Raw genomic sequence first — 17,016 nt, forward strand, 5'->3', positions numbered from 1 at the left:
GCGTAAAGCTTAAGCACTTTTTCTGACAAACTTTGAGCTTAAATAATTTCAGAACTTTTCAATAAAATATTTCTTTTCAAATAATTTCTCAAAATTGTCCAAATATAATTCTAAAATTTCAATTTCATTGTGATACTTAGGTTCTGCTTTTCGAAAGTCTTCTATGCTCATCCAAACATTTTCGGCTCCCTCGGTATTGCTCAAATCTCCTGAAACAAATGCTCCAACCATACAGTAGAAATACTTATCTTCCAAAAGCAAATTATCTGACTTTTGATAAGTTAGCTCATGAAAAGTGTATTGATATTTGAAATTTGCTTTGATCTGACATTCTTCTTCAAGTTCACGGTTTGCAGCTTCTATCAGCGTTTCTCCAAATTTGATCTTTCCAGTGATAAATCCAAGAAATCCAATGTAAGGTTCTTTCATTCTTCTTTGAATTGCAAATTTATCATCTCTTTTGACAATCAAAAGAACTGAATTTTTCGGCAACTTTTCAACTTTCTTAACTTCCATATCAATTGTTGTTGCAAATTTCTTGCCTTCTGTACTTAAACTATATTCTCCAGAATCTGATTTTATAATCAAATTTAAATCTTGCAAAGCTTTCAAGTGATATGAAAACTTATCTGAAGTTATTTTGTAAGGTTTTATATCTGAAAATTTATAACTAGGTTTGAAAGTTAGTTCTTTGATGATTTGCATTTGAATTTCATTTAGGTCTGACATAGTTATGAAAATTTATTAAACTAAAAATTAAAACTAAGTAGATTTTACTTTGAAATTTCAAATTATCTAGTGAAACACATTTAACTAAACTATATAGTTAATTCAATATTTTAACTTAACTTAATAATTCTTTCTTCTTTCATCCCAAAATTTACCTCGTCTGCAAAGTTTAGCTTTGTCTTCAGGATTTGCAAGTAATTGTTCAACTACAATCTCAGTGAAAATTGTATTTTGCGAGCCCTTAACGAGAATCACTAGCTTTTTGTCTTTCAAAACAACTCTATGTTGCAAGTAATCAATCAAACTATTTGCAAGTTCACTAGCTTTTTCAAAGGTATGTATCTTAGCCTTTTCAAAACCAAGGTCGATTAGCTTAGTTGAAAAGTAATTTTTCATCTCTGGTCCAACTAAATAATATTCGTCTGCAACTTGATTGCTAAATGCAAACTCGGCCAAACTAGTGTGTTCGAGTTTTGAACTGCTTCCAAGTTCTCGCATATCGCCTAAAACTCCAATTTTGTAACTATTTTCGACATGACAATACTTCAATAATTCAAGTAAATCCATACAAGGTTCTTTTGAGCTATTGTAACTTGAATCTATCAGTGTAGAGTTTTTGAACCCATCAAATATCGAACATCTTCCCGGTTCAAGATGAAAGTTAGTTATCAAGTTATTCTCAATTTCAAGATCGGTTAGATTAAACAATTTTCCAACTTCATGAGCAATTTTGAAAGTTATATCATAATGTTTTGGGTAAATTTGATCGCCAAGTTTGATAAAGTGAATCTGATTATCTTGTGAAACCTCTATAACTTTGCACTTTGCAAGTTTCTTTGAATTAGCAACTCTTTGGTCAGACATATTCAAAATCACAACTCCCGTTTCAGAAATTGAACTGATAAGCAAACTTTTATCTTTTGCAATTGCATCTTCAACTTTATTTTTGTAACTTTCATCAGATTCATTAAATCTCTCAATTTGAGTTTCATAATTACTACTATGAACTGCATTTATATTGAGATATATTGCAATATCTGGAACCACAATTCTCAACAAATATTTCATATTTTTAGGTTCTTCTATTGCATCAACTCCCATTTCCACTATATAAATATCGTACTTTTGCCAGTTTGTGATAAGTTTAAAAATTACTAAAGCTGCAATTTTGAACCATTCAAAAATAGAATATTCCTCTGGTGGCTGAATTCCCAAAATGTCTAAAGGAATTCCAGTTTCTGAATTTGCTTTGTAACTATATTTAACTTTAAAGTTAGTCTTCAATACTGCATAAAGTGCATCCATTGTGGAAGTCTTTCCAGCAGAACCTGAAATCCCAATTATTTTTAAATTCTTACTTAATAACTTGTATTTTTTAAGTTGCAATTTTGCAATTATTCGAATGTAGGTTAGGAATGATTTTTCAAAAAATTTCTTCATACTTTCAATTTTATCATTTTGTATTACAGTATTCAGCAACGAATACTCTTCTTGCATCTGAAATCAACTTTCATCGCAACCGTGTAATCGATAGGTTACACGACTAGTTTTGTAAACTTCTAAAATCCTTCCTCATAGGAAGGTGTCTCACAAAGTGAGACGGAAGGTTATATCAATATCAGTCTTTACTGAACTTTAATTAAGATATAATCTTAGTATTTGAATTATTTATAGTATAATTGACTCATGTCCAACGCCATAATTACAAATCAACCACCTAAAGGAACCTATGATTGGTTGCCTGAAGAGTTTAAAGTTCGTAAATATATCTTTGATACTTGGAGAGAAGTTTGCACTTCGTTTGGTTATCAAGAATACTTAACTCCGCTTCTAGAGTATGCAGATATTTATAGAGTAAAATCTGGAGAAGATGTAGGTGGGAAAGAACTTACAATTATCACAGATCGAGGAGGTCGTGAATTAGCATTGCGTCCCGAAATGACTCCAAGTGTAACTCGCTTAGTTACAAAAATTTATAAAGAAACTGCAAAACCAATTCGGCTATTTTCAATTGCAAATTTTTATAGAAATCAAGCTCCACAAAAAGGAAGAAATAGAGAATTTTGGCAGTTGAATTTTGATATTTTTGGAACACATTCGATAAATGCTGATATTGAAATTATTCAAGTAGGAATTGAAATAATGAAAAAGTTTAAATCAAGTGAAGATATGTTTGAAGTTAGACTGAATGATCGCAAAATAATTGATTATATTTTATCTCAAGTAACCGAAGATTGTGAAAAGAAAATTGAGTTGGTGAGACTTATGGATAAATATTTAAAATTGACAGATATGGAGTTTAAAGAAGAACTTGATAAGTTAGATATCGGGGATTTAGACATAATAACAGATTTCTTAAAGTCAAAATCACTTAGTGAACTTAATGTTCCAAATGAAATTAAATCTAATTTAAATCAAGTCATCACTAAATTAACCCAATTGGGTTTTGGAAACTTTTTGAAGTTTGACCCAACAATGATTCGTGGCTTTGACTACTACGATGGAACTATATTTGAATTTTTTGATAAAAATTCCGAAAATACTCGCTCCCTTTTTGGAGGTGGTAGATACAACGGACTTGCAAAGATATTTGGATTAGATGATATTCCTGCAGTTGGAATGGCACCTGGAGATGAACCTATGAAGCTATTTTTGACTTCTTGGAACTTACTTCCAGATTTTGGGAAAGATAACAAAACAGTTTATATGCCTATGTTGGTTGAAAATGTTGAAGTTTTGAATAAATTTAAAAATCATTTAGTACAGGAAGGTTACTCAGTAACTTCAGGTTTGGAAATTGAAAAAATGTCTGGAAGTATGTTTGCTAAAGCTGAAAAACTTGGGTTCAAGTTTGTTGCAATTGTTGGAGAAGATGAAATTAAAGAAAGTAATTTTGTTCTGAAAAATTTAAAAACGAGAGAAGAAAGTAAAATTAAAATTTAGCAATTTTGAATATTAAAGCCCATCGTTTAAATCACGTTGTAGAATCTAATGACCTTAGAACTAACCAAAACACAAACTTTCAATATTTCAGCTTCAGATGATTTATTTTTTATGAAATTACTGAGTTCAGAACATATAGAATCAGAATTAGATTTAATCTTTAACAAGGGCGTGAAAAACAAGGTAGTTTTGAAGTTTGTTTTGGATAACGGTTCTAAACTCAATCTGAAAGTTAAAATTATAATTCCAAAAGGGTCAAGCGAAGTTGAAACATTTTTGAAGTTTGATGTCATGGTTCTGGACCCTGATTCTCATATCAATATCACCCCAGCTCTTGAAATACTTGAAAACAATGTAAAAGCTGGACATGCTGCAAGCATTCGAAAGTTTAACATGGATGAAATGTATTACTTGCAAAGTAGAGGAATTGAAATAAAAGAGGTAAAGAAAATACTGGTAGATGCATTTTTAACATAATTATAATATTTATCTCCAAATTCCATAACTTTAGGCAAGGCTAGAGTTGGTATGAGATAAATAAAGAATTATTTATTTTATGGACAAATCCAATTTCCCGATTTTTGAAAACTACAAAAAAGAATTTGGCAAAGACTTAATCTACTTAGATAGTGCTGCAACTACTCAGAAACTAGATTCAGTACTTCAAAAAATGAATGAGTATTATTTAAATTATTGTTCAAATGTTCATAGAGGAATTTACACGATATCAGAAACGGCAACTGAAGAATTTGAGAATGCTAGAGCTGAAATTGCCAAGTTTTTCAATGTTTCTCCACACCAAATCATTTTTACCTCAGGAGCTACAGACTCATTAAATATAATTGCTCGAAGTTGTAAAAACTTCGACATTGAGCAAATTGTCACAACAGAACTTGAGCATAATTCAAATATCTTACCGTTCTATAAATGTAAAGGCGAATCTTTAAATATCAAAATAGCAAAAATCAACAATGATTTAAGTTTTAGTTATGAAAACATTGCACAGGCTATTTATAACAAAAGCACTTTATTGACAATTACAGGGTGTTCAAATGTAACTGGCGAGATTTTGAATTTTGAAAAAATTCAAAATCTCCATAACCCTTCGTCCAACATTCATAAAAATATACTTTTATCACTCGATGCAGCTCAACTCGTTCCACACATTTTATTTGATCCAGAATTTGATATAGAAAATTTGAAATTATTTGACTTTGTTTCATTTTCAGGTCATAAAGTTTTCGGAGCAACAGGCATTGGTGTTTTGATTATCAACAATTTAGATTTAATTAGTGAACTTGAAACAAATTTGGGCGGTGGAACTATCGAAAATCTGGAACTAAAAATTGAAAATAATAGTGAAAATTTGGAAATTACTTATAAAAGTACTCCCGAAAGATTTGAAGCAGGAACTCAAAATATAGCTGGTGCAATTGGACTTGGAGAAGTCTTTAGGCAGGCAAATAATTTAACTACCCAACAAAAGTTAAAAATTAGAAATGAAACTCAAAATTTAGCAGAATATACCTACCAAGAATTATCAAATATTCCAAAATTGAAGTTAATTTCAAATTGGGATGTCGAAACTCACGCTCCAATTTTCACATTTACTTTAAATAATATTCATCCACATGATGTAGCACAATATTTGAATGGTTTAGCTAATATTTGTATTCGAGCAGGACAACATTGCACGCATATCACGCATAAAAAACTTGGTCTAAAGGCAACCTGCAGAGCAAGCATTAGTATTTACAATGACAGTTATGACATACAAACACTCATAGAAGGCATCTATTTTATGAGCAAGCAATTTTGATAAATTAAACTATGAACAAGTACCTCAGTCTTTACAACTACTTCAAAAAAGATCCTAAAAGCTTAGAGGTAATATTTCGTACGTGTGTAAACTTACTCCTTGTACTTGCTGACGCGCTTCCTTTTATAACAATAATTACTGACCTTGTTCAAACATTTAATTTTCTATCTAAACTGGCTTCAAAGTTTGGCTATAAGATACCAAATCTTACCCCTGATGTCCCACTGATTTTATTGGGTACAGATGTCATTTCAAACACTTTCCTTGAATTTACAACTGGCGGCACTGTTCCAAATTACTTCATAGTATCATTGATACAGTTTATGAAGGACAAGGATGATTTAAATAAAATATTGAAAGGTACAAAAAAGATTGTCTTAACTAAAAATAATCAACATCAAAAGATAGGTAAGCAAATCAGATCTGCTGCTGTTGACGCTGAGATTATCAAACATAATTCTAAATGATCAAAAATATTTTTTCAAAAATAGATATACGCTTGAGCATACCTATAGTTGTTCTCGTGATTATAAGCATTACAATGAATTACTCTCTCACTTTCGGAGTTGAGAATCCAGCATTAGGAGGCAATACTTTGATAAAGCATACAGTATTTCTTATTGTAGGATTTACAACATATGTATTGGTTTCACAAATCAATATAAACTTTATTTTTGAGAAACAAGTAATCTTTTTGCTGGCCCTAGTAAACATTCTTTTAATGATTGGGGTTCTATTTACCCCCGAGATTGCAAATGTTCACAGATGGTTTGTACTTGGTCCTGTACAAGTGCAAGTTTCTGAACTTACCAAGCTCATAAATCTCGTTCTAATTACTTTTTTGCTCTCTCATTTTTTTGAGATTGATTTGTTCACAAAAGTCAAAAAAAGGCAGGATGCTTGGCTATATGGATTGTTGATCTTGGGCTTGATTTTGGTAACATTTTTTCTCATTTCTCTTGAACCATCGCTTGGTAGTGCAGTTTTGATAACGATAATTCAAGTCCTAGTTTTAATTTATTTTTGGCCATACAAGAAACCTCTTGTACTTGCTTTGTTTGTAGTATCATCATTTTCGTTGCTCCTTTTCTTTTTTCCTTTTGAGTTAGGGTCTAAGTTTTTCTTCTCTATTGCAGGATTGTTGAGCTTTTCAATTTTGCTTTCAAAATTACTAGATACATCAAAACTTGTTCTGGTAATCTCAGTTTGCCTTGGTTTATCCTTACTTCCGTTAACCGAGTATGCATACAAACAAGTACTAAATGATTATCAAAGGGCAAGAGTAGAATCGTTCCTATCACAAGAAGCTAGAAGTCAAGATCAAAGTTACCAACAAGACAATGCAAAGATAGCTATACAGAATGGTGCTTTTTTTGGGGCAGGTTACCTACAAGGAATCCAGTCCAAGGGACCTATTCCAAATTTACCGTATAGTTTCAATGACTTTTTTTTTGCAGGATTCGCTGAGGAATTTGGAGTTCTTGGAACACTTGGACTTTTGACTTTGTTTTCGTTAATACTCCTGAGGATACTTGATCTAGCAAATACAATGGAGAATCCTACAAACAAGATTCTTTTGACTAGCTTTGCCATCACAATTGCAGTACAAACGACACTTCATATATTTATCAACATGGGTTTCGTAGTAAATACTGGAATACCTATGCCTATTTTGAGTTATGGTGGCACCTCAAATTTGATTTTCTTTGTAATGTTTGGTATGGTAAACTCAATGAATAATGCTACAAAAGATAGTAGTTTTCTTAAGTATAACAAATAATATTTATAACAATTATGTATATATGGCAAAAATCAAATCTCTTCAATCATATGAAATCCTAGCATCAAACGGCCTTCCAACAATTGAAGTTCGCATTGAGCTTGAAAACGGTATTGTTGAATTTAGCTCAATCAGTTACGGAGCTTCTGCAGGCAGTCGTGAAGCTATGCAACTTGTTGATAAAAGTGATTCAAGATTCAAAGGGAATGGTATGCTTCAAGCAATTTCAAATATAAATGAAATCATAGTTCCTAAAATAATTGGCAGAGAATGTGAGTTTTTAGAAATTGACAAACTACTTCTAGAATTAGATCCAACTTTTGATAAGTCAAAGCTTGGTGGCAATGCAATTCTTTCAGTTTCTCAAGCCATTTGCAAAACCCAGGCAAAATCAGAAAAAAAAGAAATTTACGAATTGATTTCTGATTTTATGCAAATATATGTTGAATATTTGCCAATGCCAAATATGGTTATGATAGAAGGTGGAAAACATGCAGATAATTCAACAGATTTACAAGAATATGCACTTGCTTATCAAAACGACACAGTAAATTATCTTGATCAAATCCGTATACTTGAAGAAATTTACCTTGAGGTTAAAAAGGAATTAAAAAAACGAAATTACAATACAAATGTCGGAAACGAAGGTGCATTCGCACCAAGTAAAATTGTTAGCAACATTGAACCCGTGGAAATTCTTGAAATTGCTATTGCAAATGCCGGATATAGCTTTGATGATGTAAAAATTTATATAGATGCTGCTGCTTCTGAGTTTTGTGATAAAGATAATAATTACACCTTAATTAAAGATAATTTGCATAATATCTCAAGTTCTGAACTTATGAATTTGTATAAAAGGTTTGACAAAAGTGTTTTAGGACTTTTGGAAGATCCTTTTTCAGAAACTGACTTTATGAGTTGGGAAGATAGCTTGAAAAATCTCAATTTTGAATATATAGTTGCAGATGATTTGACTGTAAGTAATGCAGAACTTCTTGAAAAAGCAATTTTGGGTAAATGCTGCAATGCAGTTATAATAAAACCGAATCAGGTTGGAACTATAACCGAAACACTTCGAACTTGTAAACTTGCCAAAGATAATAAAATTGAAATAATAGTTTCTCACAGAGGTGGAGGAGAAAGTAATGATGATTTTATAGCAGATCTTGCAGTTGGTGTTCAAGCCAAATGGATCAAATGTGGTCCAACAAGGGGGGAAAGAGTTAGCAAGTACAATAGACTTCTTAGAGTTGCTAGAAAACTTGGATTGTAATATTAAACCGTAAAATAATTATAAAATTATCAAAGCTAAAAATCATTACAAGTTCTAACGTGATTTTTTTATTAATCTTATTTGTTGGAATCTTTTTTCATACATACAAAATAACGACTATCTTGCCTGATCTATATGTGGACGAAACATCAATTGGCTACAATGCTTATCTAATTTCACAAAATTTATTTGATGAACATGGGAAACATTTGCCGCTTTATTTTGAAGCGTTTGGAGAATACAAAAATCCTATTTATATTTATACAACTGCCCTCCTTTTCAAGTTTACTTCTGGACTTGGATATATTGAACTGCTTCGATTGACATCTTTTTTGTTTTGGTTAATTTTCTTTATAGGTAGTTACAAAGTTATACAAGTTTTTTCACATTCCAAGTTTGTTTTGATCTTAGGTCTTTTGGTAACTGCCTTTAGCCCATTTATATTCCAAATTTCAAGAATTTCATTCGAAGTTATAAGTATGGCAAGCTTTATGATTTGGTTTTACTATTTCATCTTAAGGTATGACAATTTAGGAAAAATCAAATTTCTGATTTTTGCAGCTTCTATACTTGGCATTAGTTATTACTCTTATTCTACAGCTCGTTTGTTCGTAATTTTAGCTTTCCTGATTTTGTTTTTATACTTACTAAAAAAAAGGGCAACTAAAAGCCATCTTATTTTGTTGGTAGTGATAGGTGCTGGACTCATTGTGCCAGCGATGACTTTTAGCTATGTGAATGATAATGCTTTGACCAGAAGATTTGATTCGCTTACTTACATAAACAATCCTAAATTGAATTTACTTGAAAAAAGTGGCAAGTTTTTATTAAACTATTTTGTAAACTTCGATCTCTCTTATCTACTTATCATTGGAGATAGAAATTCTAGGCACTCAACGATTTATTTCGGCGAAATATATGTAGTAATGTTTGTCGCTGTCTTGTTATATTTCAAGCACACAAAAACTTTGATCTCGAAGCCGATCAATGCTGTTCTTGTCGGACTTTTCATAGTCTCACCTATATCTACAGCGTTGACTAATGATACTTACCACTCACTTAGAGGATTTATAATATTTCTCACATCACTACCATTCGTTTTTTCCGGACTAGAGTATATCAAGGACAGAAAAACTATTTATGCTCTGTTGATTTTCACTATCATTCAAATCATCGGTTATCTCACATATTACTTTGCTCCAAGTGGATATCAATATCAGTCTAGAAATGCTACTGAAAATTATGGGTTTCAACCGATAATCAACAAATTATTTGAAAAAGAGCCACAACAAATATATTTAGTTAATGACTATCCGGATATAAATAGGAAGTTTTATGAAATTGTATTGGACGAAAAGATTGAGAAAGTGAATCCAAGTACAACTTTTCCTACAGATAGTGAAATTTGTGTTATTAGCAACAAAAGTTTCAGCCATGATAAGGACTTCACTTATATAGAAACCGTTTCCAATTCTGATTATAGACTATGGTGCAATTTTTGAGGTTATTCATAGAATCTTAAATGGTTCACTGATGGTAACAGTGATTACGTCTAGTCGAAATAAATTCCACCACTTTATTTATTAGCATGTTCCTTACTCAAACTCACTGTATTACTCTCTGCGCCACTTTACATTCTCAATACACTTTGTTTCAATCATGAGATATAACAAGAATATGTTACATTTATTTGATATTAGGTAAATTGATATCATAGATAAACAACAAGATTCTACTATTTTACTAGAAGATAGCGTACTAAATATTAGAGTTGTAATATTATTAGAAACTCCTCTTATACCTTCGCCTTGGCAACCTGATTATGAAAAATTAAAGCGCAATTTGAAAAGTATGATGTTGACGAAAATACAATTTTAGTTGGCCATAGTTGCGGTTGTGCATTTCTTGTTCGTCGGCTCGGGGGAAATAAAAGAAATGTTTGTGGACTTATATTAGTTACTCCTTGGAAGTTTCCTGATAAAGAAAGGATTTTAGCGAAGCACTTTACGCTTACAAAATTGTTGAAACCATCAAAGATAGAATAAATAAAATAATTATGTTTACTTTCAACAATGAAGAGGACTAGGGAAAAGAAAATTTAAAGATTTTTCATAATGCCCTCGGTGGACAATAGTAAATCTTAAAGATCATGGACATTACCTTTTAGATGATATTGGAACTAAAGAGTTCGCTGAATTATTAGAAGTGATTATTTGCTAAAATAGGATATATGAAATACTTTTGAAAAAACTATCAAACCACTATGAAAAAATGGTTTTTATGGAATTGGCATAATTCACGGAAAAGAACATTTGATTGCAATTTGATTGGTATCGAAATAACTCACGAAGCAATTAACTTAACAGAATTTATTCATCCCAAGAGAGCAATTTATATAATTGATGCAGAAGATGATGGATTACCTGTAGAAGTTCTAAAAGCATGTAATGAAACGTTTGCATCTATGGAGAAAGAAGTTTAAATGTTACGGTTGCTGGAAGCATAGTGCTATATGGTAGACTAAGTAAGCGACTTTCTAAATAACTATAGTTCACTTTATCCCTAAAACAAAATTTTACCTAAACAATTAATTTCTTTTATTTCCCATGTTGAAGTTATTGGTATAAACTTTTAGAAATTACCTGACCAATATCTCGCTACATTCAACATCTACTACTCCCCCATGGTTGCTTTTAACTTCTCCCAAAGCTCCTTTTCGTTTCTTGATAACTTTGTTGGGATTTGAATTTTCAACTTTATATATTCATCTCCTTTCTGTTCAGTTCGAAACTTGAAAGCCCCATATTCTTTCAGTCTCAATATTTTGTCCGGTTGAGTTCCAGCTGTAATCTTGATAGTTACTTGACCATGAACCGTAGGAACTTCAACTTCACCACCCAAAACTGCCAAAGTTAGTGGAATTTTGTAATCAACATATATATCACTGCCATTTCGTTCGAATAGTTCATGCGATTGAACTTCAATTTCCAAAAACAAATCACCATAACCAGCATTATGCTTACCGGCATTTCCTTTACCTGCAAATCTTAGATTCAATCCATCCGGAGTTCCTTTAGGGATTTTGACTGACAATTCTTCACTGTGATCTACCAAACCGTCTCCATGACAAACCTCACACTTATGTTCTATCATCTTTCCCGTGCCATGACAATTGTCACACTCAACGACTGTTTGCATAGGACCCAAAAAAGTTTTTTGGATTTTGGACATTCTTCCAGTCCCATTACACTTATTACATTTTGTAGCTGTTTTGCCTGCCTGTGCACCCGATCCTCCACATTGTTGGCACTCTATCTTTCTTTTGTAGTGAATACTTTTCTCAGTACCAAATATAGCATCCATAAAACTTAATTCAAGTCTCATAGCTAGATCCTCGCCTCGTCTATTTGTCCTACTTCTACTCACTCCTCCTCCGAACATAGAGCCAAATAAATCGCCCAAATCAAATTCCATTCCTTCACCACCAAATCCACCGAATCCCTGAAACCCGCCGAAATCAACCCCACCTGTTCCAGCTCCTCCGAATCCTTGAGTACCCGCAAAACCATACTGATCATATGCAGATCTTTTTTGATCATCTGACAACATTTCATAAGCATCAGTTGCCTCTTTGAATTTGTCAGCTGCATTTGGAGCTTTATTTCTATCTGGATGATACTCTTTGGCTAATTTTCTATATGCTTTTTTGATGTCATCTTTGGATGCAGATTTTGCAACACCCAAGATTTCGTAGGGATCTCTCATGAGTAATCATTTTAGCAGACTAAATTTGGCTTTGCAAACATACAAGCTTCTACTGTCGGTTTACCAAAACCTTTAGCAAGAAATTTGCAACCTTTGCACCATCATGGCGAATTAGACTTCGACTTATCACATCGCCTGATACTTGAGATATTGTTTCAGTTGCTAGAAAATCAGATTTCTTGACTCGAAGATCATTTGTCATATCATCAATTACAGGAAAGTCATTTTGTAACTTGTATTTCTCAACTATATCCTCTGGTAGTTTCGAATCATTCCAAAGTATCGTATCAATACTTCTGCCAAGGTACTTTTCAACCTCTCTCACATGATCTTGCAGACTGAATTTATATGTTTGGCCATACTTAGTAACAAGGTTGGAAATATAAAAAAGTTTGGCATTCGAATCACAGATGACTTTCGAAATATCATCAATCACCAAGTTTGCAAGAATGCTTGTGTACAAGTCTCCAGGACCTATCAAAATTACATCTGCAGAAATAATGGCATTTCTTACTGCATCATATGTCTCAACTTTTCTATCAATAGATAGTTTCATGATCTTCAGCCTACCATCATGTGGATATGGAGGTTCGTCAATCAAATGCTCTCCCAGCAGCGTAGAGCCATTTTCGTATTCTGCAACAAGTTCACACTTATTCAGTGTTATTGGAAGTATTCTGCCATTCACATTGAGCAATTTGCTAACTTTTTCAATTGCTATAAGTTCATCACCATACATATCAGTCAAAGCAGTTAGTAATAAATTCCCTACATTATGTCCTTTAAGTCCAGTTTCTCCATTGTCGAATCTGTACAAGAAGAGATCTCGAAGAGTATTTTCATCTTCATCATTGTCTGAAAGAGCGACTAAAGCTTGCCGAAAATCTCCCATAGGTAAGTAGCCGAATTCGTCCCTTAATCTTCCAGTAGAACCACCAGAATCAGTTGAAGGAAGAATAGATGTAATTTCAAATTCCGGAATTTGTCTCAAACCTTTGAGAATCGTAAATCCACCTGTTCCACCAGAAATTGTAACTATTTTGATTTTGTTCATAACCGGTTTGGTATTTAATGGTCGCAACAAGATTTGAACTTGTGACCCCTTCAATGTGAATGAAGTGCTCTACCGCTGAGCCATGCGACCTACACTTCAATTATATCGTATAGGAAATGGATAGCCAAGTATAGAAACTTCTTGCAGTGTATAAAATATAATGTAAAATCTCAAAATGCCAAGCAGAAATCTTTTTATTGATATTGAAGGGCTTGATGGAAGTGGGTCTTCAACTCAAGCTTCATTACTTAGCGAATACTTAAATCAAAAAAGTCTCAAAACAATTGCTACTAAGGAACCTACAGATAATGTTATTGGTGGATTGATCAGAGGAACTCTAACTGGAACAATTTCTGACATGCCGCCAACTGCATTGCAGTTACTTTTCGTTGCAGATAGACTACATCATTTGCACAAATTTATCTTGCCTGCACTAGAAGTAAGTAATGTCATTACGGATCGATACCTCTGGAGCACAGTTGCATTTGGAGGCATTTCTATTGATAGAGACTGGTTACTTGACATTCAAAAAGATGTACAATTACCTGATCTTACTTTTTTTATAAAGCTTGATCCCGAAGAATGTGTGAAGAGAATTCACAAAAATAGGTTTGATATTGAGCTATTTGAGAAAGTTGATAAACTTACCAAAGCTTGGGAAAATTATCTTTGGCTAAAAGAGAAATTTCCTGAAAAAATTTTCATCATTGATGGCCATCAAGAAAAACAAAAGGTTTTAGAGGATATAGTTAAGGTTTTAGAAAACTACACTTAGTTTTGTTTCAGTGCCTCTATCAGGAAGCCAATATGTTCTTCAAGAGATATTCCTATTTCTTCAATTGACTTATAGATATCATCTCTATTTACTCCAGAGGCAAAAGATTTTTCTTTCAATCTTTTTATAACTGACTTTGGTTCTAAGTCAGAAATTCCATTTGGTCTAACTTTGCCAACAGCTACTATAAATCCAGAAAGTTCATCACAGGCAAAGAGAAATTTATCCATGATCCTAACTCTTGGAATTGAGCGATGAATTATTCCTCCTACAACTTCGACTTCATTACTTAGATTTTCTCTATTTATCCAATCAATATCTGCATGTGAATTTATTGCTTGAATTATTTCAATAGGGAAATTTATACTTTTCAAATATTGAACTATAACTGCCGGATGTTTGTCCGGACTTGATTCCCAATCTGAATCATGCAAAATTCCAGCAATCTGCCAATATTCAGGATTTATATTTTGAATCTCTTCTTCGGTAAATTTATCAGTTTTGATTTCACTGGATTTCAGTTTCTCGGCATAATATTTCATGCACTTGCCAACATTTAGGCAGTGTTGTCTTAGTGAAGCATTTGCGACTTGCTCAAATAGATATTGAGTTGTACTATCAACTGTAAGTTCTAGCATACTTGAAAAATGAAGATAAACTAAGACATTTATGATAATATTTGTCATAAATTTAACTTCAAAAGCATAACAATGAATATTATCACAAAAACAATCAAACAAATTATTAAATTATTGCCAGTTTTACTAATTTTGGGTTTTGGTATATATTTCTATCTCAACAATAAATCCTCAAAAATAAACTATGAAACAACTACTGAAAAAGTTTTAGTTGGAAATATCCAAGAATTTGTCTCAGTTTCAGGAACTATCAAACCAGAAAGGCAAGTTAGCTTATTTGCAAAAGCAACTCAAACAAAAGTTAGTGAATTGGCTGTATCCCTAGGTCAAAAAGTTACAAAAGACCAAGTTTTGGCAAAATTTACTACAAACATTTGGGCTGATCGTGAAATTGTTTCTCCAATTGATGGAATTATCACAAATTTAAATATGTTTGCAGATGAAGTTCCAAGTTATCAACGAAGTTTAGTTACTATAAATTCAGAAAAACTCTATGCAGAACTTGAAGTTTCAGAGTATGATGTAGCAAAAATTAAACCAAGTCAAAGTGTGACTTTGCATTTTGATGGGTTTGATAAAAATGGAAAAGTTAGCGAAGTTGCTCTAAATCCAAGTGCAAGTACTTCACTTACAAAAAGCATAACTTACACTGTAAAAATAGAACTTGATGATCAAGGTAATTTGCGAAATGGTTTTTCGTTTGACGCTGATATTGTGATAAGCTCAAAAGATAATATTTTGAAAGTTAGCAGTAGCGCATTGAAGTCTACCGCTTCGAAATATTCAGTTGAAATTGAAACTGAAAAAGAAGTTAGTAATAATGATGGAACTAAATCAAGTGAGAAAGTATTTGAGATAAGACCAGTTGAAGTTGGTATAAATAATGATACAGAAGCTGAAATTATTTCTGGACTTAAAGAAGGTGAAGAAATAGTTCTAGAAAAAAAAGAAGTAAAAACAAATAACAGATTTAATTTATTCAATAAATAATTTAGCTTAATTATGTCAGACCTACAAAAGTTACTTAAATTTACTGAGTTTACTCATAAATTTCAACAAGTGAAAAGAATGATTTTTGTAAATCATGAAGATAGGATGGAAAACGATTCTGAACATTCTCTTCAAGTTGCATTACTTTGTTGGTACTTTGTTTCATACAAAAAACTTGACTATGATTTAGATAAGATTATCAAATACGCTCTTGTTCATGACCTTGTTGAAACTTACGCAGGTGATACTTATTTTTATGGAAATAGAGATCAAAAAGCTGAAAAGGAAGCTGAAGCTTTGAAAAAGATAGAAACAGAATTTCCAGACGCAAAAGATATAACTAATCTGATACACGATTATGAACAAGAAGTTGATAAAGAAGCAAAGTTTGTAAATTGTTTTGAAAAGATAATTCCAGTTTTAAATATCTATCTAGATAATGGGAAAACATGGACAGTAAATAAAGTAACTATTGAAATGTTACTTACGAAAAAAGCTCCAAAGGTAACTCGATGTGAAGAATTAGTTGAAATATGGAAAGAGTTTGAAGAATTACTTAAAGAAAATAAGCACATGTTTTATGAAGTATGATTGAACTTAAAAACATCAAAAAGAAATACAAAATTGGAGATGGTTATTATGAGGCTTTGCGTGGTATAAACTTGAAAATTGAAGAAGGTGAATTTGTAGCACTTATGGGACCATCTGGTTCTGGAAAGTCTACAACAATGCATATAATCGGCGCACTTGATAAACCAAGTTCTGGAGAATATATATTTAATGGAAGAAATATAGCTAAATATAGTGATAATGAATTATCCAAAGTTCGAAATTCTGAAATGGGATTTGTATTTCAAAGTTTCAACTTACTTCCAAAGTTATCTGTAATTGACAATGTCTTGCTTCCATTTGAATATAGCAATAATGCTTCAGATTCTCAAAAAAAAGCTTTTGAAGCACTAGCTCGAGTTGGACTTCGAGAAAAGGCGGATAATATGCCAAATCAAATTTCAGGAGGTCAAATTCAAAGAGTAGCTATAGCAAGGGCTTTGGTAATGAACCCAAAGATCATACTAGCTGATGAACCTACTGGAAACCTTGATACCAAAACTAGTATTGAAGTTATGAAAATCTTTCAAGAGTTGAATGATGCGGGAAATACTATAATTCTCGTAACTCACGAACCAGATATAGCAAAGTTTGCAAAAAGAACAATTCATTTGAAAGACGGAGTTGTAGTCGAATAAAAT

18 protein-coding genes and 1 tRNA gene are annotated in these 17,016 nt (G+C 32.2%); 13 read left to right on the forward strand and 6 right to left on the reverse strand.

Annotated features, from left to right (window positions below):
* Window positions 1–48 precede the first annotated feature (48 nt).
* A complete protein-coding gene (locus IPJ91_02990) occupies window positions 49–729 on the reverse strand; it encodes an NUDIX domain-containing protein (GenBank protein ID QQR93394.1) in 681 nt (226 codons plus the stop codon).
* Between the two features lie 120 nt (window positions 730–849).
* Entirely contained in the window at window positions 850–2,169 is a 1,320-nt protein-coding gene (locus IPJ91_02995; protein QQR93395.1) for a hypothetical protein, read from the reverse strand.
* A gap of 246 nt (window positions 2,170–2,415) precedes the next feature.
* Here IPJ91_02995 and hisS point away from each other — a divergent pair, with 246 nt between their 5' ends.
* From hisS to IPJ91_03040, 9 genes are all read left to right on the forward strand, one after another.
* A complete protein-coding gene (gene hisS, locus IPJ91_03000) occupies window positions 2,416–3,672 on the forward strand; it encodes a histidine--tRNA ligase (GenBank protein ID QQR93396.1) in 1,257 nt (418 codons plus the stop codon).
* A 48-nt stretch (window positions 3,673–3,720) separates the two neighbouring features.
* Window positions 3,721–4,149 carry a SufD family Fe-S cluster assembly protein gene (locus IPJ91_03005; protein ID QQR93397.1) on the forward strand — a complete coding sequence of 143 codons (429 nt, stop codon included), beginning with the start codon at window positions 3,721–3,723 and terminating at the stop codon, window positions 4,147–4,149.
* A gap of 79 nt (window positions 4,150–4,228) precedes the next feature.
* The gene (locus tag IPJ91_03010; protein QQR93398.1) at window positions 4,229–5,491 is read left to right on the forward strand and encodes an aminotransferase class V-fold PLP-dependent enzyme; all 1,263 of its coding nucleotides are present in this window, start codon (window positions 4,229–4,231) and stop codon (window positions 5,489–5,491) included.
* An 11-nt stretch (window positions 5,492–5,502) separates the two neighbouring features.
* The gene (locus tag IPJ91_03015) at window positions 5,503–5,958 is read left to right on the forward strand and encodes a hypothetical protein (protein ID QQR93399.1); all 456 of its coding nucleotides are present in this window, start codon (window positions 5,503–5,505) and stop codon (window positions 5,956–5,958) included.
* Window positions 5,955–7,271 carry an FtsW/RodA/SpoVE family cell cycle protein gene (locus tag IPJ91_03020; protein QQR93400.1) on the forward strand — a complete coding sequence of 439 codons (1,317 nt, stop codon included), beginning with the start codon at window positions 5,955–5,957 and terminating at the stop codon, window positions 7,269–7,271. Before IPJ91_03015 ends, IPJ91_03020 begins: the two co-directional genes overlap by 4 nt.
* Before the next feature lie 22 nt (window positions 7,272–7,293).
* A complete protein-coding gene (gene eno, locus IPJ91_03025; GenBank protein ID QQR93401.1) occupies window positions 7,294–8,544 on the forward strand; it encodes a phosphopyruvate hydratase in 1,251 nt (416 codons plus the stop codon).
* 137 nt (window positions 8,545–8,681) lie between these two features.
* Complete coding sequence (locus IPJ91_03030) at window positions 8,682–10,046, forward strand: hypothetical protein (GenBank protein QQR93402.1); 1,365 nt, start codon at window positions 8,682–8,684, stop codon at window positions 10,044–10,046.
* Between the two features lie 327 nt (window positions 10,047–10,373).
* Entirely contained in the window at window positions 10,374–10,589 is a 216-nt protein-coding gene (locus tag IPJ91_03035) for an alpha/beta hydrolase (GenBank protein QQR93894.1), read from the forward strand.
* 218 nt (window positions 10,590–10,807) lie between these two features.
* Entirely contained in the window at window positions 10,808–11,026 is a 219-nt protein-coding gene (locus IPJ91_03040) for a hypothetical protein (GenBank protein ID QQR93403.1), read from the forward strand.
* A 191-nt stretch (window positions 11,027–11,217) separates the two neighbouring features.
* Here IPJ91_03040 and dnaJ read toward each other — a convergent pair whose 3' ends face one another.
* The 3 genes from dnaJ to IPJ91_03055 all read right to left on the reverse strand — a co-directional run bounded on the left by dnaJ (window position 11,218) and on the right by IPJ91_03055 (window position 13,453).
* Window positions 11,218–12,309: a molecular chaperone DnaJ gene (dnaJ, locus tag IPJ91_03045; GenBank protein QQR93404.1), complete on the reverse strand. Its 1,092-nt coding sequence runs from the start codon at window positions 12,307–12,309 to the stop codon at window positions 11,218–11,220.
* A 49-nt stretch (window positions 12,310–12,358) separates the two neighbouring features.
* Window positions 12,359–13,363: a YvcK family protein gene (locus tag IPJ91_03050; GenBank protein QQR93405.1), complete on the reverse strand. Its 1,005-nt coding sequence runs from the start codon at window positions 13,361–13,363 to the stop codon at window positions 12,359–12,361.
* Window positions 13,364–13,381: 18 nt separating this feature from the next.
* Window positions 13,382–13,453 (reverse strand) — tRNA-Val (locus IPJ91_03055).
* Between the two features lie 85 nt (window positions 13,454–13,538).
* Between IPJ91_03055 and tmk the strand changes: the two genes are divergently transcribed.
* Entirely contained in the window at window positions 13,539–14,138 is a 600-nt protein-coding gene (gene tmk / locus IPJ91_03060) for a dTMP kinase (GenBank protein QQR93406.1), read from the forward strand.
* Here tmk and IPJ91_03065 read toward each other — a convergent pair.
* Window positions 14,135–14,776 carry an HD domain-containing protein gene (locus IPJ91_03065; protein ID QQR93895.1) on the reverse strand — a complete coding sequence of 214 codons (642 nt, stop codon included), beginning with the start codon at window positions 14,774–14,776 and terminating at the stop codon, window positions 14,135–14,137. The genes tmk and IPJ91_03065 overlap by 4 nt on opposite strands.
* A 72-nt stretch (window positions 14,777–14,848) precedes the next feature.
* Between IPJ91_03065 and IPJ91_03070 the strand changes: the two genes are divergently transcribed.
* From IPJ91_03070 to IPJ91_03080, 3 genes are read left to right on the forward strand one after another with little or no spacing between them, the layout of a single operon-like run.
* Entirely contained in the window at window positions 14,849–15,766 is a 918-nt protein-coding gene (locus IPJ91_03070; protein ID QQR93407.1) for an HlyD family efflux transporter periplasmic adaptor subunit, read from the forward strand.
* A gap of 12 nt (window positions 15,767–15,778) precedes the next feature.
* Complete coding sequence (locus IPJ91_03075) at window positions 15,779–16,357, forward strand: HD domain-containing protein (GenBank protein QQR93408.1); 579 nt, start codon at window positions 15,779–15,781, stop codon at window positions 16,355–16,357.
* Entirely contained in the window at window positions 16,354–17,013 is a 660-nt protein-coding gene (locus tag IPJ91_03080) for an ABC transporter ATP-binding protein (protein ID QQR93409.1), read from the forward strand. Before IPJ91_03075 ends, IPJ91_03080 begins: the two co-directional genes overlap by 4 nt.
* The last annotated feature ends 3 nt before the right edge of the window (window positions 17,014–17,016 follow it).

Source organism: bacterium (genome assembly GCA_016699595.1).
GTDB lineage: Bacteria > Patescibacteriota > Dojkabacteria.